The 21,133-nt window shown below is 67.5% G+C and carries 22 protein-coding genes and 1 tRNA gene; 10 read left to right on the plus strand and 13 right to left on the minus strand.

Annotation, left to right across the window (positions count from 1 at the left end; translation table 11 throughout):
- The first annotated feature begins 29 nt into the window (after positions 1 to 29).
- The 6 genes from ASE86_RS04610 to ASE86_RS04635 all read left to right on the plus strand — a co-directional run bounded on the left by ASE86_RS04610 (position 30) and on the right by ASE86_RS04635 (position 4,579).
- On the plus strand, positions 30 to 695 hold the full coding sequence (locus tag ASE86_RS04610; protein ID WP_200911483.1) for a response regulator transcription factor: 666 nt from the start codon (positions 30 to 32) through the stop codon (positions 693 to 695).
- Positions 685 to 2,067, plus strand: coding sequence for a sensor histidine kinase (locus tag ASE86_RS04615; RefSeq protein ID WP_056422966.1), 1,383 nt, complete (start codon positions 685 to 687; stop codon positions 2,065 to 2,067). Before ASE86_RS04610 ends, ASE86_RS04615 begins: the two co-directional genes overlap by 11 nt.
- Positions 2,068 to 2,267: 200 nt before the next feature.
- Positions 2,268 to 2,603, plus strand: a complete 336-nt coding sequence (locus ASE86_RS04620; protein WP_056422968.1) for a DUF6481 family protein — start codon at positions 2,268 to 2,270, stop codon at positions 2,601 to 2,603.
- 196 nt (positions 2,604 to 2,799) lie between these two features.
- Positions 2,800 to 3,537, plus strand: a complete 738-nt coding sequence (locus ASE86_RS04625; RefSeq protein ID WP_235523986.1) for a spermidine synthase — start codon at positions 2,800 to 2,802, stop codon at positions 3,535 to 3,537.
- Between the two features lie 81 nt (positions 3,538 to 3,618).
- Positions 3,619 to 3,894, plus strand: a complete 276-nt coding sequence (locus tag ASE86_RS04630) for a hypothetical protein (protein ID WP_056422970.1) — start codon at positions 3,619 to 3,621, stop codon at positions 3,892 to 3,894.
- Positions 3,895 to 4,159: 265 nt separating this feature from the next.
- Complete coding sequence (locus tag ASE86_RS04635) at positions 4,160 to 4,579, plus strand: TetR/AcrR family transcriptional regulator (RefSeq protein WP_235523987.1); 420 nt, start codon at positions 4,160 to 4,162, stop codon at positions 4,577 to 4,579.
- A gap of 211 nt (positions 4,580 to 4,790) precedes the next feature.
- Here ASE86_RS04635 and ASE86_RS04640 read toward each other — a convergent pair whose 3' ends face one another.
- A complete protein-coding gene (locus tag ASE86_RS04640; RefSeq protein WP_235523988.1) occupies positions 4,791 to 5,270 on the minus strand; it encodes a DUF3833 family protein in 480 nt (159 codons plus the stop codon).
- Positions 5,271 to 5,789: 519 nt separating this feature from the next.
- A tRNA-Ser gene (locus ASE86_RS04645) sits at positions 5,790 to 5,880 on the minus strand.
- Positions 5,881 to 5,969: 89 nt separating this feature from the next.
- Here ASE86_RS04645 and ASE86_RS04650 point away from each other — a divergent pair.
- Positions 5,970 to 6,839, plus strand: a complete 870-nt coding sequence (locus ASE86_RS04650) for a peptidylprolyl isomerase (protein ID WP_056422973.1) — start codon at positions 5,970 to 5,972, stop codon at positions 6,837 to 6,839.
- Between the two features lie 12 nt (positions 6,840 to 6,851).
- On the opposite strand, the gene ASE86_RS04655 is transcribed toward ASE86_RS04650, so the two are convergent.
- The 5 genes from ASE86_RS04655 to ASE86_RS04675 all read right to left on the minus strand — a co-directional run bounded on the left by ASE86_RS04655 (position 6,852) and on the right by ASE86_RS04675 (position 11,041).
- A complete protein-coding gene (locus ASE86_RS04655) occupies positions 6,852 to 7,448 on the minus strand; it encodes a hypothetical protein (RefSeq protein WP_056422976.1) in 597 nt (198 codons plus the stop codon).
- A gap of 107 nt (positions 7,449 to 7,555) precedes the next feature.
- Positions 7,556 to 8,137: an ABC-type transport auxiliary lipoprotein family protein gene (locus ASE86_RS04660; RefSeq protein ID WP_056422981.1), complete on the minus strand. Its 582-nt coding sequence runs from the start codon at positions 8,135 to 8,137 to the stop codon at positions 7,556 to 7,558.
- An 8-nt stretch (positions 8,138 to 8,145) separates the two neighbouring features.
- Entirely contained in the window at positions 8,146 to 9,111 is a 966-nt protein-coding gene (locus ASE86_RS04665) for an MlaD family protein (protein WP_056422984.1), read from the minus strand.
- A complete protein-coding gene (locus ASE86_RS04670) occupies positions 9,111 to 9,947 on the minus strand; it encodes an ABC transporter ATP-binding protein (protein WP_056422987.1) in 837 nt (278 codons plus the stop codon). The genes ASE86_RS04665 and ASE86_RS04670 overlap by 1 nt, the downstream gene beginning before the upstream one ends.
- Positions 9,947 to 11,041, minus strand: a complete 1,095-nt coding sequence (locus ASE86_RS04675; protein WP_056422992.1) for an ABC transporter permease — start codon at positions 11,039 to 11,041, stop codon at positions 9,947 to 9,949. The genes ASE86_RS04670 and ASE86_RS04675 overlap by 1 nt, the downstream gene beginning before the upstream one ends.
- A gap of 62 nt (positions 11,042 to 11,103) precedes the next feature.
- On the opposite strand from ASE86_RS04675, the gene ASE86_RS04680 reads away from it, so the two are divergent.
- The gene (locus tag ASE86_RS04680; protein ID WP_056422995.1) at positions 11,104 to 11,781 is read left to right on the plus strand and encodes an HAD family hydrolase; all 678 of its coding nucleotides are present in this window, start codon (positions 11,104 to 11,106) and stop codon (positions 11,779 to 11,781) included.
- A 131-nt stretch (positions 11,782 to 11,912) separates the two neighbouring features.
- On the opposite strand, the gene ASE86_RS04685 is transcribed toward ASE86_RS04680, so the two are convergent.
- The 3 genes from ASE86_RS04685 to ASE86_RS04695 all read right to left on the minus strand — a co-directional run bounded on the left by ASE86_RS04685 (position 11,913) and on the right by ASE86_RS04695 (position 17,564).
- On the minus strand, positions 11,913 to 13,121 hold the full coding sequence (locus tag ASE86_RS04685) for a DUF445 domain-containing protein (protein ID WP_056422997.1): 1,209 nt from the start codon (positions 13,119 to 13,121) through the stop codon (positions 11,913 to 11,915).
- A 107-nt stretch (positions 13,122 to 13,228) separates the two neighbouring features.
- On the minus strand, positions 13,229 to 16,384 hold the full coding sequence (locus tag ASE86_RS04690) for an efflux RND transporter permease subunit (protein WP_056422999.1): 3,156 nt from the start codon (positions 16,382 to 16,384) through the stop codon (positions 13,229 to 13,231).
- Positions 16,385 to 16,394: 10 nt separating this feature from the next.
- On the minus strand, positions 16,395 to 17,564 hold the full coding sequence (locus ASE86_RS04695) for an efflux RND transporter periplasmic adaptor subunit (protein ID WP_082441672.1): 1,170 nt from the start codon (positions 17,562 to 17,564) through the stop codon (positions 16,395 to 16,397).
- A 276-nt stretch (positions 17,565 to 17,840) separates the two neighbouring features.
- On the opposite strand from ASE86_RS04695, the gene ASE86_RS04700 reads away from it, so the two are divergent.
- The gene (locus ASE86_RS04700) at positions 17,841 to 18,557 is read left to right on the plus strand and encodes an SIMPL domain-containing protein (RefSeq protein WP_056423004.1); all 717 of its coding nucleotides are present in this window, start codon (positions 17,841 to 17,843) and stop codon (positions 18,555 to 18,557) included.
- Positions 18,558 to 18,743: 186 nt separating this feature from the next.
- Here the strand turns inward: ASE86_RS04700 and ASE86_RS04705 are convergent, their stop codons facing one another.
- The 3 genes from ASE86_RS04705 to ASE86_RS04715 form a co-directional block, all read right to left on the minus strand.
- On the minus strand, positions 18,744 to 18,995 hold the full coding sequence (locus ASE86_RS04705; protein ID WP_056423007.1) for a GlsB/YeaQ/YmgE family stress response membrane protein: 252 nt from the start codon (positions 18,993 to 18,995) through the stop codon (positions 18,744 to 18,746).
- Positions 18,996 to 19,178: 183 nt separating this feature from the next.
- Complete coding sequence (locus tag ASE86_RS04710) at positions 19,179 to 19,478, minus strand: DUF1153 domain-containing protein (RefSeq protein ID WP_056423010.1); 300 nt, start codon at positions 19,476 to 19,478, stop codon at positions 19,179 to 19,181.
- A gap of 120 nt (positions 19,479 to 19,598) precedes the next feature.
- Entirely contained in the window at positions 19,599 to 19,823 is a 225-nt protein-coding gene (locus ASE86_RS04715; RefSeq protein WP_056423013.1) for a hypothetical protein, read from the minus strand.
- Between the two features lie 119 nt (positions 19,824 to 19,942).
- Between ASE86_RS04715 and mnmA the strand changes: the two genes are divergently transcribed.
- Positions 19,943 to 21,049, plus strand: a complete 1,107-nt coding sequence (mnmA, locus tag ASE86_RS04720; RefSeq protein WP_056423018.1) for a tRNA 2-thiouridine(34) synthase MnmA — start codon at positions 19,943 to 19,945, stop codon at positions 21,047 to 21,049.
- The last annotated feature ends 84 nt before the right edge of the window (positions 21,050 to 21,133 follow it).

Below are 21,133 nucleotides of genomic sequence, written 5' to 3' on the forward strand. Positions count from 1 at the left end.
TCATCCACCTTTCACCGATCGGTCGCGTCGTGCGCATCCTGATCGTCGAGGATGATGCCGCGCTTGCGCGCAGCCTGACCGCGCTGCTGCGCGCAGCGGGCCATGCCGTCGATCATATGACGAGCGGCGAGGATGCGCTGACGATCGCCGGGGACGAGCCCTATGCGCTGGTCGTGCTCGACGTCGGCCTGCCCGGGATCGACGGTTTCGCGGTGTTGCAGGCGCTGCGGCGACGCGGTGAGCGCGTGCCGGTGCTGATGCTGACCGCGCGCGACGCGCTCGACGACCGCATCCGCGGACTCGATCTCGGCGCCGACGATTACCTGCGGAAACCCTTCGCGCCCGAGGAGCTCGAGGCGCGCATCCGTGCGCTCGGGCGGCGTCGCGGCGGCGATCCGACGCCGGAACTGGTCGTCGGCACGCTGGTACTCGATCGCTCGGCGGGCGTCGCACGCGTCGGGGAGCGTCTGCTCGACCTCCGGCGGCGCGAATGGACCGTGCTCGACGCGCTCGCGATCCGCGCCGGGCAGATCGTGCCGCGCGAGACGTTGCAGGCCGAGGTGTTCGGCTATGACGAGCCGGTCGGCCCCAATGCGCTGGAGGTGAACATCACGCGGTTGCGCGGCAAGCTCGCGCCCGATGGTCCCGCGATCCGCACCGTACGCGGGGTCGGCTATCTGCTCGATGCCCGCTGATCGCCCGCAGCCCGCGATCGCGCTCAGGACGCGGCTGCTGGCGGCGATGCTTGGCCCCCTGTTGCTGACCGCAATCGCGCTGGGCCTCGCCGGCGCGGCGCTGATCGCCGATGTCGTGCGACGCACCAACGACCGCGTGCTCGGCGGTGCGCTCGGTGCGATCTCGGAAACGGTCGCGGTCGAACGCGGCGACGTCACGCTCGACCTGCCGGCCGCGGCATTCGGAATGCTCGAGAACAGCGAGCGCGACAATATCTACTACCGGATCGCGGTCGGCGACCGGCTGGTCACCGGCTACGGCGATCTGTCGCCGCCGCGCCCGCAGGAGCTGACGCTGGACGTGCCGCGCTTCCGTTTCGCGCGCTACCGTGACCAGGACATCCGCATCGCCGAAGTCCGCCGCGCGTTGCCGCGGATCGCGGGGCCGGTCGTCATCCAGGTCGCCGAGACGCTCGACGGTCGCCGCGCGCTGCACCGGCGGCTGGTGCTCGCGCTGGTGGCCGGCGAACTCGTGCTGCTGGCAATCGCCGCGCTGTTCATCGGCCCGGCGCTGCGCTGGAGCCTGCGGCCGCTCGCCCGCCTGCGTCGCGCGGTCGCCGCCCGCGACACGCGCGCGACGCCCGACCTCTCGCCGATCGATGCCGGGCCGTTGCCCGCCGAACTAAGGCCGCTGGCCGAGGCCTTCAGCAACGTTCTTGCCCGGCTCGACACCGCGACCGCGGGCGTGCGGCGCTTCACCTCGGACGCGTCGCACCAGATGCGGACGCCCTTGAGCGCGCTCAAGATCCAGGTGGCGCTGGCCCGGCGCGGCGATCGTGCCGCGCTCGACGAGATCGCCGACGCCGCCGACCGGCTCGAACATCTCGTCACGCAACTGCTCGCGCTCGCGCGGGCGGAGGAAGTCGGCGAAACGCCGCCGTTCGAACCGGTCGACCTGCGCGAAGTCGCGGTCGCGGTCATTAACCGCCACATCGCCCGCGCGATCGAGGCGGGGGTCGAGGTGATCCTCGACGCGCCGCCCAGCCTGACCCTCGACAGCCACCGCACGCTGGTGTTCGAAATCCTGTCGAACCTGCTCGACAATGCGATCCGCTACAATCGGGCCGGCGGCACCGTGACCATCACGGTCGATGCGGACGCGGACGGGGCGTCGATCGCGGTCGGCGACGATGGCCCCGGCCTGTCCGACGCGGATGTCGCGCGCGCCGGCGAACGGTTCGTCCGCTTCACATCCGGCCGCGACCGCGAGGGCAGCGGACTGGGCCTGGCGATCGTCCGGTCTGCCGCACAGCGGCTGGGCGCGGAACTGGCGATCGCAAACACCCGTCCGGGACTGCGCTGTACGCTGCGCTTCCATTCCAGGGTCGAATGAGAGAAGTCACGGTGTCGGTGCACATGTCGCCCTTGCGCCTCGGGGCGAACCGGCGGTGGTCGGGTGAGGGTTTCGGCCCGGCGACCGTGGCCCGGCACGCCCATACGGACGTGTCGATTACATTGGGCGGTTGGAGCTGAGCCTGTTAGGGGGGGCATGTCCCAAGGCCGCACTCCGCTGCTTGACAGAGGGTATGAGTAATGGCGCGCTTCAAGGATCCCGACTTCAACGACCGCGTAGCGGCAGCGACGAAAGCCAAGCAAAAGGCGCTCGAGCAACTGCGTAACAAGCCGCCGCTCGATCCGGCGATCGTCGCCGAGCGTCAGGCGGCACAGGCTGCGCGTGACGCCGCGGCCGAGGAGAAGCGTCAGGCCAAGGCTGCCGCCGTCGAGGCGGCGGCCACGCAGAAGGCGGCGAAGAAGCTCGCCGACGCGGCGGCCGCCGGGGCAGAAGCACAGCGGGCTGCCCCGACCGAAGCGGAGCGGAAAGCGGAACGCGACGCGCGATACGCCGCACGCAAGGCACGAAAGCGCTGATATCCGTCCCCTGTCGGGCCGGACGCTGCGGCGGCGCCCCGACCGAGTATCGAAAAGCGTTTCGGCCAGCGGTTCCGGCCACGCATCGATCGATGACACCAAGGAATTTGATGAACGATCTTGCAGCCGCCCTTCCGCGGCGACTTCGCACGCGCGCTACGCCCGCAACCCTAATGTTGCCGCTGGCTGGACGATCATGGTGATGTCCGGCGCGGCCGTCATGACCCACGACGCGTCGATCGGCGCGGCTTCCCCACCGCAAGTCGAATGCATTGACACCGCGGCCATCCCGGGCGGTGGCGTGTTGAGGCTGCTGCGCTGCGGTTCGTCCTTTTCGATCCAGTTCGGCGAGGACGAATTGATGGGGAGCGATGCCTACCGGTCCGAGGAGGCGCTGGCCGAACTGGTCATCGAGCGGCTCGGGGAGCGGTGCGATCGCATCCTGATCGGCGGGCTCGGCATGGGCTTCACCCTGAAGGCCACGCTCTCGTCGCTTCCGGACAGCTCGAGCGTCGTCGTCTCCGAACTGGTGCCGAAGGTCGTGAGTTGGGCGAAGGGCGAACTTGCGCACCTTTACGGGACTGCGCTCGGCGATCCTCGCCTGACGCTCGACATCCGCGATGTCCATGACGTGATCGCGGAAGCCGACAGCAGCTTCGATGCTATCTTGCTCGACGTCGACAATGGACCTGACGGGTTCATCCGCGCCGCAAACGACCGGCTCTATTGTAACTGGGGCCTTCGAGACGCGAGCCGCGCCCTACGGCCCGGCGGCGTACTCGCGGTCTGGTCCGCCTATCGTGACGATGCCTTCCACGTGCGGCTCGAAGGCGCAGGGTTCGATGTCCAGGAAATAGAGGTACCCGACGAAGTCAGCGCGGAACGGGCGCCCTACACGATCTGGCTGGCGACGCGGCCTGAGATTGCCGGGTAACCGCGCCAGTGTCCTGGTTGCGGCTGTGGAATGGGCAGGTTTCTGTTGTGATCGACCTGCTGCCCCGTCACCGTGGCGCGCATGAAGGACTCGCCGGCTAGATCCGAAGATTATGCACGCGGACGACGGGACGGATTACGCCTCGCGCTGTCGATCTTGCTGGCGGAAGAAGCCAGGTGGGAGGCGATCCTGGGTGCCAGCCCATCCTGGCGAACCAATGCCGTCCGCGCGGTACGCCACAAAGCGTATCAAGTCGCCCGAAAGCGCGTCCAGACCGCCCTCAACCGTCTGTTGCCCAAAGACGAAGCCGAGCTACCCACCGACGTTGCGGCGATGATCGAACGAGCCGGCCTGTAGCCGGGCGGTCGCGGCCATATCCGCCCGTCAGGTCGGGCGGACGGCCCGAGCGCAAGCGCACTCATCCATGAGCGCGGATAGCTTGATCCTCCCGATGCGCACCGGGCCTCGGCGCGCGGGGTGTTCTCGCTCCCTTGGGTCGTCCCGACGAACTTGGCTTGTACCAATCGGTAAACGAACTGCCGATCGCCGAGACGAAACGGAAGTTTCGCTGGCCGCTGGGGCGCCGTCCGGACGGCCTTCCGTCGCTCAGCGACCTGGACCTGTGAAGCCGAAGCGCGCCTTGACGGATCGCGGAGCCGCGCTTCCGGCCTTGGCGGAGGCCTTCCGGGAGCACGGCTACGACGGCGCGAGCCTTGCCATGCTCTCGAAGGCGACGGGCCTTGGCAAAGGCAGCCCCTACAATTTCTTCCCCGGCGGGAAAGCGGAGATGATGGGAGCTGTTCTCGACGACATCGGCCGGTGGTTCGCCGAGGCGATCTTCCGACCCTTGGAGGAGGGCCCTGACCCCGCAGAGGCTGTCACGGCCATGTTTGACGTCGCCGCCACCTACTTCTTGTCCGGCAGGAGGGTGTGCGTCGTGGGAAGCCTAGGCCTAACTGCCTCAGGCGACGTTTTCGCGAGCAGCATATGGCAGTATTTCACGCGCTGGATCGCGGCTCTCGCCGGTTGCCTCGAAAAGTGAGACGTATCATCCGTGTCGGCGACGGCTCTCGCCGAAGAGACGGTTTCCGGCATCCAGGGAGCGATCGTCCTGGCGCGCGCGCTCGTGGACGAGGCCTCATTCCGAAGGATCATCGATCGGCTTCGATCTCGGTTGCTTGACGCCATCGATCGCAAGGGGTGATCGCCGCCGTATGCGATACCCGCGAGCGGCGCCTCACGCCGCTACGCGCTCATGGCACCTGTCGGATCGTTTCGCGCAGCGAGGCGACCGGCAGCCCGAACTTTCGCACCACCATGCGGTTCAACGCGGTATCGCCGCCAGGCTGGCGATAAATCCACTGCTCAATTCCAAGCCCGCCCTTTCCTCGAAAGCGCAGGTGCAATCGGTTGCCGGCAACGTCAGCCTCGACCGGACCGATCGCGTCGCTGAGCGATACCGCGAACCGGCCGCCGCCGAGCTCACGCATGTGCCAGGTGCGTTCGCGCGGCGGCTTGCTTCCTTCCTTGACATGTTGGACGAGAACGAGCGTCCCGTCAGGATCGACCTCGCCATCGCTGACGACATGGACCCGGCGTGCGTGCGATAGCGTCACGCGCAGCACGCCTTCGCCAACGGAATGTCCGGTGAAAAACGCCAGCGGCGCAAATACAGGGGCAGGCGCGTCAAGTCTCGCCGAAGGCCCGATCGACGCGCACGAGCTGATTACCAAGGTGAGCGCGGATAGCCCGACCGCTCGGCAGCATCTTCCTCTGTCAAGAACCATCGGTTCGACAGCGTGCCGGCGGGACGTCGAGCGTGAAAACCATTCCATCATCCCTGGCAAACTCCCGCGCGGCGGGGTTGCTCCCGACTTGAGGATGACGCCCGCTGAACGGTGGAATAGCGGGACAACGGGGGAACCACACGGCGGCTTGTTACGACTTCACCCGGGTCTGTCGCGACGGTCCTGTTTGTGCCTCCGCGCCGCGCCGGCATGCCGCCTGCCCACATCGCGGACGGGCGGCGTATCCCGACCATGCCGCGGCCGCCGCGATTACTTCGGGAGATGGATCCCGCACGGTTTGTTGCCGTCGGGCTCACGGAAATAGGCAAGCTCGGTGGTGCCGTGCCCAAGGGAGGCGATGTCGCGCGAGCCTGGCGGGGCTTCGATCAGGTGCCGCCAGCGGCGACTGCCGTACCATGGAGCTGCAATTCCATCTTCGCGATCAACGGTTCGCCAAAGACTGAATGGCGGAGCGGGAGGGATTCGAACCCTCGATACGCTTTTGGCGTATACTCACTTTCCAGGCGAGCGCCTTCGACCACTCGGCCACCGCTCCGCATGCACTGGAAGGGCGCGGACTAGGGGGAAGTTGCGGGTTGCGCAAGTCGGTTGCTCGCAGGCGCGGGGCGTGCCAGCTTGGGGACCATGACGATCGCCTTCATCGCCGCCGCCGCGCTGCTTCAGGCCGCACCTGCCGCAGCACCTGCGCCCAAGCCCTACGACGCCAGGCCGGAGGATTGGGTGGCGGTGCCCGATGACGAGATGCTGGTCTTCACGCTCGCGAACGGTCGGCGGTTCGTCGTCCGGCTGGCGCCGGCGCGCTATGTGCCGGTGCACACCGACAACATCCGCAGGATCGCGCGGGCCAAGTGGTGGGATGGCGAAAGCGTGTACCGCGTGCAGGACAATTATGTCGCGCAATGGGGCGATGCGACCGAGAAGAAGCCGCTGCCGCCGGGCGTCGTCGCCAATCCGCCCGCCGAATACACGTGGCCCGCGTTCGATGCGGTTGCGACGCTGAGCAAGGGCGACCCTTACGCGACCAGGGTGGGGTACAGCCGCGATGGCTGGCCGTTGGCGACGAACGGGCGACAGGCGTGGATACCGCACTGCTACGGCATGGTCGGCGTTGCGCGCGACCTGGCGCCGTCGACGGGATCGGGCGGCGACCTGTACACCAACATCGGCCATGCCCCGCGGCATCTCGATCGCAACATCGCGATCGTCGGCCGCGTGATCGAGGGGATCGATGCGTTGTCGACGCTGCCCCGCGGAACTGGCGGCGGACTGGGGCTGTACGAGGATCCGAAGCAGTACGTCGGGATCGTCTCCGCCCGGCTGGCGAGCGACCTGCCAGAGGGCGAGCGCCCGCGCTACCAGTATCGCAAGCCCGGGGGCCCGCGCTTCGCCGCGTGGATCAAGGCGCGTGAGAATCGCGAGCCGCCGTTCTTCACGGTGCCGGCCGGAGGCGCGGACATCTGCAACGCCCTGCCGCCTGTCCGCAAGACGCCCTGAGCCGCCCCGGCGTCAGTCGGCGTCGACTAGCAGCGCATACGGGATCGTCGCGTGCGACCAGTTTACGCCGAGGAAGCGGCGGGCCTGATCCTGCGCCGATTGAATGAAGCTCTGCCATTGATCGGGATAGATCGTCTGGCACCCCTCACTCGATGTTCCATTCTTGCGGCCACAATGGATGTTGATCCCGAAGTTGCCGCTCACCGGCTGATCCACGCCGTCGCGGGTGACGCTGACCGGGCCCTTGCGCTGGCATAGCGCGAGGTAGGGCGGTGCCGACTTCCCGCGATGCAGGTCGAAGGTGTGGACCATCCAAAGACCAGGCATCAGGCGGGCCATGCCCTTGCCCGGGCCGGAGGCGGTGCCTGCGCGGTATCGGCTGGGATCGGTGTTGCCGTTGTACGCGCCGAAGAAGGCCGGCGAGACGAGGAAGATGGCATCATCGTAGATGCCGCGGTCGTTGCCAGGCTCGCCCATCGATGCGGTGTAATACCCGCGAATGCCGACGATGAAGACCGGATGGGTTTCGACGTTCAGGCCGAGTGCGGTCACGCGCGGCAGCAACGCCGCGTAGCTGAGCCGCGGACGGGTTTCCGGAACGATCGCCATGCGGTGCCTCCCCTGTTGCCGGCGCACGCGAGTCGATCGCGGGCCGACATTCGGAGAGGGTCGGTCAATCGTCGATCATCGGCAATCGCAACCGCATCCAATCCGGATCAACGCCCGATCCAGTCCGCGACATCGCTCGCGACCTGGTTGGCGGCCTGGTTGATCGCCGGGCCAACGGTGGTCGCGTCGATCGGGGAGACGGGTACGCGCGCCTCGAACCGGCGCTTCTCGACCGGCTTGCCGCCGTCGCGCTGGAGCAGGGCGTCGTAGGTTACGACTGCGCTCGACGTCGCGGCATCGACGCCGAAGCTGCGCAGGTCGCCGGCGAGGCTGGCACCGGGTTCGCCCATCAGGCGCGTCGCGATGACGACGCGGCCGGTGCGCGTGGTGACGGCATCCGATACCAGGCGCGCGAACAGGCGGCTGGGCGGCTCGATCCACTGCGCATCCTTGACATAGGCGACGCTGGTGTCGGTCGACCGGACGGGAACGCGCAGGGTGGAAATTTCCTGCGGCACCGCCGGCGTCGCGATGGTCACGGTGCCCGACGTCGCGATCTGGGTCTGGCCGACCGCCACCGGCTGCGTCGGCGTCAGCGTCAGCAGCGAGGGCGGCACCTTGCCCCCGAAGCTGAGGCAGCCCCCGAGCGTCAGGGCGAGGAGCACGGGCGCAAGCGCGGTCGTCTTCATGGGCGGTCTCACTTCTTGGGCTCGTAGTCGGGAAGCTTGGACGAACCGATCAGCGCGCCGGCGCCGCGCTGGTCGACCTTTTCGGCGACCGACGACAGCGATGCCGCCATTACGCGCAGGTCGTGGACCAGCTGGTTCACTTCAGGCAGCGTGTTGCGGCTGAAGCCCTGCACCGCGGGCTTGGCGTCGGTGATGACGTCATTCAGCGAATCCATGCTCTTCTGCGCCGAACCGATCGCCTTGTTGAGGTTCGCCATCGCCGGCTTCACGTCCTGCGCGACGACACCGTTGGCCGTCTCGGCCAAGTCGCCGATCTGCTGCGCGGCGTTGCCGGCCTGCTGGATCGCGATCCGCGTCTGGGCAAGCGTCGCGGCGATTTCCGGCCCGCGATCGGCCAGTGCATCGGTCAGGCGGTTGGTGTTCGCCAGGATGCCGGCGATCGATGCCTGGTTGCGGTCGCTGAGCAGGCCGCTCAACCGTTCGGTCAGCGTCGTGAGGCGTTCGAGCAGCTGCGGGGCGGAGCTGAGCAGCGCGCCCAGGCCCCCGGCGCGCGGCGGGATCAGCGGCACACCGAACGGGCAGACGCGCTGCGGGTCCGTGTCGGGGCACACGATCGGCGGGGCGCCGCGCTGGGCGCCATCGATCTGGACCGTGCTGGTGCCGGTGAAGCTGCCGACGACGGCCGCCGTCGCGCCCTGCAGCACCGGGGTTTCCGGCTTCACGGTCACGCGCACGCGCACCAGCTGCGGATCGGGCGGATACAGGGCGATGTCCTTGACCTGGCCGACCGGCACGCCGGAATAGTTGACCACCGACCCGCGGGCCAGACCATCGACCGCCTGCTTGAACAGGATGTCGTATTCCTTGTCCTCGGCGACGCCCATGCGCGACAGCCAGACGGTGAAGAGCGCGAGCACCAGCAGCAGGATCAGCACGACGCCGCCGACGAGGACGTGATTCGAACGGGTTTCCATCAGCCTGTCACCTGCTTGGGATTCTGCGCGTTGGTTTGCTCCTCCGTCCGCGCGATGGCGGCGGTGGCGGCGCGGCCGCGCGGGCCGTTGAAATATTCCTGGATCCACGGATGATCCAGTTCGAGAAGTTCGGGTATCGTGCCGACCGCGATCACGCGTTTGTCGGCCAGCACCGCGACGCGGTCGCAGATGGCGTAGAGCGTGTCGAGATCGTGGGTAATGAGGAACACGGTCAACCCCATCGTCCGCTGGAGCGACTTGGTCAGTTCATCGAACGCCGCCGCACCGATCGGGTCCAGCCCTGCCGTCGGTTCGTCGAGGAACAGCAGTTCGGGATCGAGCGCCAGCGCGCGCGCCAGGCCGGCGCGCTTCTTCATGCCGCCCGAAAGTTCGGAGGGGTATTTCGGCCCCGCCTCTGCGGGCAGGCCGGTCATCACCACCTTGTATCCGGCGATCTCGGCCATCAGCACGGGATCGAGGTTCGGGTAGAATTCACGCAAGGGGACCTGGATGTTCTCGCTGACCGTCAGGGTGGAGAACAGCGCGCCGCCCTGGAACAGCACGCCCCAGCGCTTGCGTACGGCGATCGCGTTGCGGCCTTCCTCGTCGGTGTCCTTGCCGAACACGCCGACCGTGCCGGCGTCGGGCGACTGGAGCCCGATGATCGCGCGCATCAGCACCGACTTACCGGTGCCCGAGCCGCCGACGACGCCCAGGATTTCGCCCTTCCGGACGTCGAGGTCGAGGTTCTCATGGACGACCTGATCGCCGAAGCTGTTCTTCAGGCCGCGCACGCGGATGATCGCGTCGCCATCGAAGGTCGGATCGGTGCTCATCAGATCCACCCGATATAGGTAAAGAACACCGCGAAGAACGCATCGAGCACGATGACCAGGAAGATCGCCTGGACGACCGCGGAGGTCGTGCGCGTGCCGACCTGTTCGGCGTCGCCTTCCACCTGCATCCCCTGGAAACAACCGGCGATGGCGATGATCGCGCCGAAGACGGGCGCCTTGACCAACCCGACGTACAGGTCGGTGATCGGCACGACTTCGCGGATACGCTGGATGAAGGTGATCGGCGGGATGTCGAGGCTGATCCAGCACAGCAGCCCGCCGCCGATGATCGCGATCAGCGACGCGTAGAAACCGAGCAGCGGCATCAGCAGGATCGCGGCGATGGTGCGCGGCACGACCAGCGCTTCCATCGGCGACACGCCGATAGTGCGCATCGCGTCGATCTCTTCCGTGAGCTTCATCGTTCCGAGCTGTGCCGCGAAAGCGCTGCCTGAACGCCCGGCGACCATGATCGCGGTCATCAGCACGCCGAGTTCGCGCAGGGTGATGCGGCCGATCAGGTTGATGGTGAAGACCTCGGCGCCGAACTGCCGGAGCTGCACCGCGCCCTGTTGCGCGATGACGATGCCGATCAGGAAGCTCATCAGCCCGATGATGCCGAGTGCGGAGACGCCGACGACCTCGAATCGCTGGATGACCGCGTTGAACCGGAAGCGGCCGGGATTGCGGATCAGCGACCAGAAGGCGAGGACGGTGGCGCCGAAGAAGCCGAGCAGGCCGACCAGCGTGCGCCCCGCGGTCGCGGTCGCCTCGCCGATCTCGCTGACGACGCGCAGGAACGACGGCAGGGGGGCGGCCGGCGCGGAGATCGGAGCGTCCGATTTCTGGACCTGCTCCAGCAGATGCGCGCCGTCGTCCGACAGCCCCTGGATCGGGATGCCGTTGCGGTCGGCGTAGCGATGGACCACCCATGCGCCGACCGTGTCGATCCGGTCGATCGCCGACAGGTCGATCGCGCGCGCGCCATCGGTCGCATCCAGCCGCTCGGGCAGGTCGCCCAGGCAGGCCAGCGACAGGTCGCCTGAAAATTTCAGGGTGCCGCCGTCTTGGGTGAAGGTCGCTGGCTGGGTCATCCGCGCTCCTCTTTCCCGATTCCCGCCTTCACGGCAAGCCGAGCCGTGCGTACTAAGCGACGATGCGCACACTGCTCGCCATCTACGACATGGACAAGACCATCACGCGGACGCCCACCTGGACGCCGTTCCTGGCGTTCGCGATGCGGCGCCGCGCGCGCTGGCGCCTTGCGCTGCTGCCGTGGGCGGCTATCGCGGGGCTCGCCTATGGCGCCAAGCTGATCGACCGGGCCAGGCTGAAGCAGACGACGCAGAAATGGTTGCTGGGCGGCAGCATCGCGGCGGATCACGTGTCGACGCTGACCGATGCCTTTGCCGACCACGTCGTCGCAACCGGCGTGCTCGACCAGGCGCGCGACCGGATCGAGGCGGACCGGGCGACGGGATACCGGCTCGTCATGGCGACGGCATCCTACGCCTTCTACGCGCGCGCGATCGCCGCGCGGCTGGGGTTCGACGACGTGATCGCGACCGAAAGCGAACACGACCCCGCCGGCGCGCTGACCCCCCGGATCGCCGGCGAAAACGTCTATGGCGCCGCCAAATTGCGCGCGGTCGAGGCGTGGATGGCAAAGACCGGCCTCGACCGCGCCGATTGCCGTGTGCGCTTCTACAGTGACCATGTGTCGGACGCGCCGGTACTCGAATGGTCGGACGAGCCGTTCGCGGTGAACGCGCACGGACCGCTGAGGGCACTGGCGCGGGCGAAGGGCTGGCCGGTGCTCGACTGGCGGACTTGACCGAGTCCTGTTCGTGCCGAGCGTGTCGAAGCACTGTACTGCGATAGGCTTGCTGGTCGCGCGCGGCTCGAAGAACGGTGCTTCGACAGGCTCAGCACGAACGGGAAGAGGGTAAGAGCCAGACGCTTCCCTCACAGCCATGCCCCGACCGTATGGATCGTCACCCCGACCAGCCCGCCGACCAATGTCCCGTTGACGCGGATATATTGCAGATCCTTGCCGACGCTGTTTTCCAGTCGGGTTGTCAGTGTCTGCGTGTCCCAGCTGCGGATGGTATCGCTGACCAGGCGGACGATGCCGTCGCCATAGTCCGACGCCGCACCGACCGCCGCGCGGCGGACGAAGCGGTTGATCGTCCGGGCCAGGCGCGGGTCGCGTTGCAGCGTTTCGCCCAGTTGCCGCAGCGCTTCGCCCAGCTGTCCGCTCATCAGCGTGTCGGGATCGCGCGTCATCCGCAGCATCGCTTCGCGCGCCTGGTCCCAGATGCCCTGCCACCAGTCGGTCAGCGCCGGATTCTCGAGCATGTCGTTCTTGAACGCCTCGACCTTGCGGCGCGCGCGCGAATTGCCCTGCAGGTCGAGCGCCAGGGTCGCCAGGCCTTCCTCCGCCTTGGCGCGCAACGGGTGTTCGGGATCGTCGGCCATCTCCAGGACCAGCTTGTACAGCCCGTCGAGGATCGCGTTGGCCAGAGTTTCGTCGAGTCCGGTCCAGCGCAGGATGCTGCCCGCCTTCGACGAGATCATGCCGCGGAGGATCGCCTCGTTCGCCTCGATCGTCTTGCCCGCCCAGCGTACGCCCGCGTCGATCAGCGGTTGATGGCGGTTCTGGACGATCGCGGCCTGGAGCGCCTTGCCGAGCATCGGCGAGACCTCGATCCGCCGCAACTGCCCGGCGAGGGCCGCGCGGACCATGCCGCCCAGCCGGTCCTGGTCGAGCGATTCGAGGATGTTGCCCGCCAGGCGCGATGCCCCGCGGCGCAGGCGGCCCGCGCCCGCGCCATTGGGTGTCGACAGCCAGCGGCCAACGGCGCCGGCGACGTCGATCCGCTGCATCCGCCGGGCAACGACGCGCGGGATCAGGAAATTCTGGCGCAGGAAGGTGCCCAGCGTCTCCGCGATCCGTTCCTTGTTGCGCGGCACGATCGCGGTGTGCGGGATCGGCAGGCCGAGCGGGTGGCGGAACAGCGCGGTCACCGCGAACCAATCGGCGAGACCACCGACCATCGCCGCTTCGGCAAAGGCACGGACATAGCCGACCGCGGGATGCAGCCCTTCGTTGGTGCGGGCGAGGACGTACACAACCGCCATGGCCACCAGCAGCCCGGTGGCGACGATACGCATCCGCCGGAGGGCGGGGGGAGGGGCTCCCCCGCTGCCGAGGGCCGTTGCGGCGAATGCCATGGGTGAAACAATCCCCGAAACCGGGGATTGTTCAAGCCGTGGTCGCGTTATTCCGCAGGCTGCGACGCATCGTCGTACGGACCATGGCCCAGTTTGCGCGGGCCCTGTCCCAGCTGGGGACGGTCCGGCCCCTCATGGTCGATCACCGGCTGGCCATCGTCACCGGGGCGATAGGTCAGCAGGCGCCGGCCGAGCTTTGGCCCGATCCAGCGCTCGATACCCACCGCGAGGCTGAACGAGGCGGGGACAATGACGAGGGTCAGGATGGTCGACAGGATCAGCCCGCCGATCACGACGACGCTCATCGGCTGGCGGAACGATCCGTCACCCGACAGCGACAGCGCGGTCGGCACCATGCCCGCGACCATCGCGACCGTGGTCATCACGATCGGCTGCGCACGCTTGTGCCCGGCATCCAGGATCGCATCGACCGGATGCACCCCCTTCGCCATCTCCTCCAGCGCGAAGTCGATCAGCAGGATCGAGTTCTTGGCGACGATGCCCAGCAGCATCAGGATGCCGATGTAGACCGACAGCGAGATCGGCATCCCGCAGATCCACAGCGCGATCAGGCCGCCGAGCGGCGCCAGCATGAGCGAGCCCATGTTGACGAACGGGGGCATCACGCGGCGGTAGAGCAGAACCAAGACCGAGAAGACGAGGAAGATGCCGGCAAGCACCGCGCCGACGAAGTTCTGGATCATCTCCGCCTGCTGCTTCGATTCGCCCAGCTTCAGTTCGCTGACGCCGATCGGCAGGTTCTGCATCGCCGGCAGTGCGCGGATCTTCTTCATCGCTTCGCCCGACACTTCGCCCGGCGCCAGGTCGGCACCGATCGTCAGGCGACGAACCTGGCCCGATCGTTCGATCTTGGTGGGGCCTGCGCCGAAGCCGATTTCGGCGACGACCTTCAGCGGGACTGAACCGCCGCCGGCGGTCGGGACCGGCAGGTCCTCGATCGTCGACAGCCGCTGGCGCGCCGACTGGTTCAGCGCGACGCGGATCGGGATCTGACGGTCCGAAAGCGAGAAGCGCGCCGAATTCTGGTCGATGTCGCCCAGCGTCGCGATGCGGATCGCCGACGACAGCGCCGACGTCGTGACGCCCAGCTGTGCCGCCAGGTCCAGGCGCGGACGGATGACGATTTCCGGCCGCTTCAGGTCGCCGGTGATCAGCGGATTGCGGACCGTCGGCAGCTTGCGCATCTGGTCGACGATCGCGACCGCGGCCTGGTTGAGCTTGACCGGATCGTCGCCGCCCAGCGTGATGGTGAGCGCCCGGCCCGAACCGCCGCCCCAGCCGCCGGCGCGGAACGACACGCGCGCATCCGGAATCTGGCTGAGCGTCGGGCCGATCGCGCGCTGGAATTCGAAGCTCTTCTGCTTGCGATCCTCCTTCAGCTGCGCGGTGACGCGACCCTGGCCGACGAACGAGCGGGTATAGACGCTTTCGACATCGGGCTGGCGACGCAGGATGTTGGCGGTCTTCTGCACGACCGCTTCGGTCTGAAGCAGCGTCGATCCCGGCACCAGTTCGACGATCGCGGTGACCGAATCATTGTCCTCTTCGGGCAGGAAGGTGCTGGGCAGGACCATGAACATCAGCACGGTCGCGACCAGCGCCGCGATGCCGCCGACAATCGCCGACCAGCGGTGCATCAGCGTCCAGCGCAGGATGGCCATGTAGCCGTCCATCAGCTTTCCTTCGCCGTGGGTCGCGTGGCCCTTCGCCTTCAGGAAATAGGCCGCGATCATCGGCGTCAGCATTCGCGCGACGGCGAGGCTCATCAGGACCGACGCGACGACGGTCAGGCCGAAGTTCTTGAAGAACTGGCCCGACACGCCCGGCATCAGGCCGACCGGCAGGAATACCGCGACGATCGACATGGTGGTGGCCAGCACCGCGACGCCGATTTCGTCCGCGGCATCGATCGACGCCTGGTACGCCGACTTGCCCATGCGCATGTGGCGGACGATGTTCTCGATCTCCACGATCGCATCATCGACCAGCACGCCCGCGACCAGGCTGAGGGCAAGCAGCGTCATCTGGTTGAGGTCGAAGCCCAGCAGTTCCATGAACCAGAAGCTGGGGATCGCCGACAACGGGATGGCGAGCGCCGAAATGACCGTCGCGCGCCAGTCTCGCAGGAACAGGAAAACGACGAGCACGGCGAGCACGGCGCCCTCGATCATCGCGTCGATCGCGACGTGGTATTGTTCCTCGGCATATTTCGAATAGTCGAAGAGCAGGTGGAACTGCACTTCCGGATTGCGCTTCTGCAGCGCTTCCAGCTTCGCCTGCGCGTCTTTGAATACGGTGACGTCCGACGCACCCTTGGCGCGTTGGAAGTCGAAGCTGAGTACTTGGCGACCATCGGCGGTCGAGAGCGAACGCTGCTCGGCGTACAGGTCGCGGACCTCGGCAACGTCGGAGAGGCGCACCGACCGGCCGGCGACGGAGATCTGGGTCTGGCCGAGCGAATAGGCGTCGCGCGCGTTGCCAAGCACACGCACCGATTGTTCCGACCCTGCGATCTCGGCGCGTCCGCCGGCGGCGTCCAGGTTCACTTGGCGCAGCGCCTGGTTCACCTGACTCGCGGTGAGTCCTTGCGCTTGCAACTTCAGCGGGTCCAGAATCACACGGATTTCACGATCGACACCGCCATTGCGTTCGATCGTCGCCATGCCCGGAACGCTCAGCAACTCCTTCGAGACGGTGTTGTCGATGTACCAGCTGAGCTGCTCGAGAGTCATCGACGAGGTCGATGCGGTGAAGCTGGCGACGTCGTTGCCGCTCGAATCGGCGCGCGAGATCTGGGGCTCGAGGATGCCGTCGGGCAGATCGCCGCGAATCTGCTGGATAGCATCGCGGATGTCGTTGACCGCCCGGTCGATCGGGGTGCCGATCTGAAGCTGGACGATCGTCTGCGACCGACCCTCGGTCACGGTCGAATTGATCTCGTCGACGCCCTGCAAGGAACGCACCGCCGCCTCGACGCGCTGCGTTACTTGGCCCTCCAGTTCGCTGGGGGCGGCACCGGGCTGGCTGATGCCGATGACCGCGACGGGAAAATCGATCGCGGGCTGGTTGTTCACGTCCATCCGCAGGAAGCTGACCAGCCCCATGATCGTCAGGAACAGGAACAGGACGATCGGCGGAACCGGATTGCGGATCGACCAGGCCGAGATGTTGCGGAAACCCATATCGCGTTCCTTATCGAGCCTTGATCAGCTGCGGCTTGACCTGCTGACCTTCGTTCAGGAAGGCACCGGCCGAGGCGACGACCCGTTCGCTGCCGTCCAGACCGGTCGCGATCGAGACGCCGGCGTCGGACACTTCGCCGACCGTCACGTCACGGCGCACCGCCTTGCTCGCCCCATCGACGATGTAGACGTAATTACCCATGCCGTCACTGAGTACGGCCGATTCGGGCAGCAGCGGCGCCTGCACGCCGCCGACGTCGATCGCCGCGCTGGCGAAGCCGCCGGGGCGCAGCGCGGTGTCGTAGCGCAGGGCGATGCGGGCGATGCCCTGGCGCGTCTGCGGGTCGATGATCGGCGACACCTGCCAGACTTCGCCGACGAATGCCTTGGTCGATCCGACCGGCGTCACGCGACCGACCATGCCGGTGCGGACGCGGGCCAGGTCGCCCTCGGCCAGCTGGGCGCGCATTTCCATCTGGCCGCCCATCGCGATGCGGAACAGCTGGCCGCTGCCGGCGCTGACGATCTGGCCGGGCTCGACGCCGCGGGTCAGGACCAGGCCCTCGGCCGGTGCGCGGATGTCGAGCCGCTGATTGCGCGCGCGCGTCTCGGCGAGCTGCGCCTGCGCCACGCGGACGCGGGCATTGGCCTGAGCAAGCGTCGCCTCGCGGCGCTGGACGTCGGCCTTCGATACGAAACCGCGGTCGACCAGTTGCTTCGCGCGGTCGAGTTCGGCCTTGGCGAGGTCGGCGTCGGCGCGGGCGACGCTGATGCTCGCCGACTGGCTCTGCGCGGTCTGCGCCTGGACTGACCGGTCGACGGTCGCCAGCACCTGGCCGGTGCGGACCCAGCTACCCGGCTCCACCAGCACGCGCGTCACCATGCCGCCTTCGCCGGCGACGCCTACCGGCATTTCGCGGCGGGCGGCGATCGTGCCGTTGCCGGTGATGGTGGTGGCGACCGAGGATCGGCCGGGGACGACTACCGACACCGTCGGTACGCCCTGGCCACCTTTGGGCGCCGCCGCATCGGCCGCCGGCTTGTCCCCGCCGCCACGCAGGGCATAGGCGGCGGCGATCGCGATCAGGACGATCGCGACGACGATCCCGATGATCCACTTTCGCCGATTCGGCCGCGCGCGCTCGTCGGTCAGCGCGTACTGCGTGTCGTTCCCCTGCATCGAAGCTCTCATCCGTCCCGTATCGTCAGATCCCGCCGCGCCCCCCGCGGCGTGGTGCTCGGCTGCTGTATTAGATAAATAAGTCACCAAGCTCAAGCGCGGAGAAAGACCTTTCTCACGCCGTATCGGCAACCCGTTTCGTCGCCGACCGCCCGTCTGGTGCAACGAAGTGGCGGGATTGCGGCCGGTGCGGTGCGATTGGCCGCACATCGTTCATCGCGCGTTGGCATGGCGCCGTTATCCGATACGGCCAACCCAACAGGAGGAAGGGCTCATATGAAGACACTCGCCATTCTGGCCGCCGCCGCTGCCGTGCCGATGACCGCCGGCGCGCAGGTGCCCGCGCAGCCCGTCGTCGTCGTCGACGGAACGATCCTGGACGTGACCGCGGTCGGCAAGACCAGCATGACGCCCGATGTCGCGACGATTCGCGCCGGCGTCGTCACCCAGGCCGCGACGGCGGAGGCTGCGCTCGCCGACAATGCCCAGCGTGTACAGCGCGTGCTGGCCGCGCTGAAATCCGCGCGCGTGACCGATCGCGATATCCAGACCTCGACGATCTCGCTCCAGCCGCAATATCGCTACGGCGAGAATGTGCCGCCGGTCATCACCGGCTATCAGGCGTCGAACACCGTCTCGGTGCGCTTCCGCGACGTCGCGCGCAGCGGGGCGATCCTGGACGCGCTGGTGAAGGTCGGGGCGAATCAGATCGACGGGCCGAACCTGTCGATCGACAAGCCCGAAGCTGCCGAGGATACCGCACGAACCGACGCCATCGCCAAGGCGCGTGCCCGGGCCGAGGTCTATGCCCGCGCCGCAGGGCTGCGGGTCGATCGCATCCTCTCGATCACCGAGGGCGGCGGCTACGCCCCGCCGCCACCGATGCCGATGATGGTCGCGCGGATGGCGACGAAGGAGATGGCCGACACCGCGATCGCGCCGGGCGAGCAGGATGTGACGATCAGCACGACCGTCCGCTTCCTGCTGAAGTAAGGCGGTTTTCCTTTCCCTTACTTCGTCCCCTTGAGGGCGGGGACCCATCTCGCGGACCGTTCGCTGGGCGCGGGCGGGCGATGAAGTCCCGCCAACGCGGGAATGACGAAAGATCGAGACGCAAAAGAAAAAGGGGCCGCCCGGCTGGGCGACCCCTTTTTTTAACCCGGTAGTCGGGTCGGGCGCTTAGCGCACCGAACCGCGACGGACGAGGTTGACGATCGCGAGCAGCACGACCGCGCCGATCAGCGAGTACAAGAAGCTCATCACCGTCACACCGTTGTTGATGTTGGCGCCCGTGACGAAGCCGGCGATGACCGCGCCGACGATGCCGACGACGATGTTCAGGAAAATGCCCTGCTGCGCATCGGTACGCATGATGATGCTGGCGAGCCAGCCGACGACGCCACCGACGACCAGCCAAATAATGATACCCATGACCAATCCCTCCGTTACATCCGGCCCTTTCCGGATAGTGTGACGGGGAAATGCGGCAGGCCGTACTTTTGTTCCGGGCGCGTTTCTAATGTCCGCCACGCGAAACGGCCCGCCTTCGGGGCAAAGACGGGCCGTTCCTGCGGTTGATGCCAGGGGAAGTCGGCACCGGACCTGGGAAGATCGTCAGTATTTCTGCTGGCGCTCGTACAGCGACTTGTAGTGCTGGATGCGGGTCACGCGCAGGCCGGGCATACCCGACCGGTCGATCGCGCGTTGCCAGCCGGCAAATTCCTCGGCGGTGAGGCCGTATCGATCGCAGACCTCATCGATGCTCAACAGGCCGCCGTTGACCGCGGCCACGACTTCCGCCTTGCGCCGAACGACCCAGCGGGTCGTTTCGGGCGGCGGCAGCGTGTCGAGCGTCAACGGTTCGCCAAGCGGGCCGATGACCTTCGCGGGCCGGATTTTCTGGTTCTCGATCATTCGTACCTCAAAACCGGAAGCGGGCCCGTGCCGGGTGCCGCTCCCCATCTCCATCCCTGTGTAACGACCGTTAGCGGCCGAGCTTGAACATCCTCTCAAGCGCCGCGGTAAACGGCGTCTTCATTCGTCTTTCCACCGCATGAGCGCGCGGGCGGTCGCCGTGCTGAAACACCCGCTGGCGGGTGCCATCAGCGCATCGACCGGCCCTGCGCGATCGATCGCGGCCTGCATCCGCGCCGTCTGGCTCGCGGCCTGCCGGCTGGCCACGCCCACCAGCAGCACCGCCAGCTCGACGGGCAGCACGGTGACCGGGTGGCCATGGAAACGGGCGAAGCTGAGGTCCAAGAGCGGAGCGCATCCAAGTGTCGGTGTGAAACCCGTCTTTGGCCCGCGAAGATTGAAGGCCGGGTAAAGGCGATGCCGATTTTGCGATAAAGCGCATGTCCCGCTAAGGGACGCGGGCCATGTCCCTCGTTTCCTTTGATCTTCCCGAGCCGCTCAGCGCGCGGCGCATCGTCGTCGCCATGTCGGGCGGCGTGGACTCCTCCGTCGTCGCCGCGCTGGCCGCGCGATCGGGGGCGGAGACGATCGGCGTGACGCTGCAACTCTACGACCATGGCGAGGCGGTCGGACGCGCCGGCGCGTGCTGCGCCGGTCGCGACATCCGCGATGCGCGCAAGGTCTGCGACGACTTGGGAATCGCGCATTACGTCTTCGACCACGCATCGTCGTTCCGCAGCCAAGTGATCGAGGATTTCGCCGACGAATATCTCGCCGGGCGCACCCCGATCCCGTGCGTGAAATGCAACATGGGGCCGAAGTTCACCGACCTGTTCGCGCTCGCCCGAGACCTGGGCGCCGACTGCCTGGCGACCGGCCATTACGTCCGCCGCGTGGCTGGAGCGGGCGGGGCCGAACTCCACCGCGCACTCGATCCCGCCCGCGACCAGAGCTATTTCCTGTTCGCGACGACGCAAGGCCAGCTCGACTATCTGCGGTTCCCGCTGGGGGGCTTGCCCAAGGCCCGCGTGCGCGAGATCGCGGCCGAGATGGGTCTGGGCGTTGCCGGCAAGCCGGACAGCCAGGACATCTGCTTCGTTCCCGAGGGCAAGTATGCAGACGTCGTGCGCAAGGTGCGGCCCGGTGCCGACGATGTGGGCGAGATCGTCGACGAAGGCGGGAAGGTGCTTGGCCGACACCGCGGAATCATCCACTATACGGTCGGCCAACGCCGCGGGCTCGACATCGGCGGCGGACATGACCCGCTGTATGTCGTGCGGCTGGATGCCGCGCAGAAGCGCGTCGTCGTGGGACCGAAGGCCGCGCTGGCAGTCGAATCTGCGCGGCTGACGAACATCAACTGGCTGGGCGGCGACTTCACCGGGCCGCTGAGCGCAAAGGTCCGCAGTCTGGCGAAGCCGGTCCCGGCACGGCTGGAGGGCGACCGGCTGGTGTTCGATGCACCGGAATTCGGCGTCGCGCCGGGGCAGGCGGCAGTGCTCTACGCGGGCGACCGGGTGCTGGGCGGCGGCTGGATCGCGGAAACCGAGCGGGCAGCACTGGCAGCTTAAATCCTCCCCGGCACGGGGAGGGGGACCATGCGCAGCATGGTGGAGGGGGTGGGCCGCAAGGTTTGTCGCTTGTGGAGAGGGCCC

The organism is Sphingomonas sp. Leaf33 (genome assembly GCF_001421785.1).
Lineage (GTDB): Bacteria > Pseudomonadota > Alphaproteobacteria > Sphingomonadales > Sphingomonadaceae > Sphingomonas.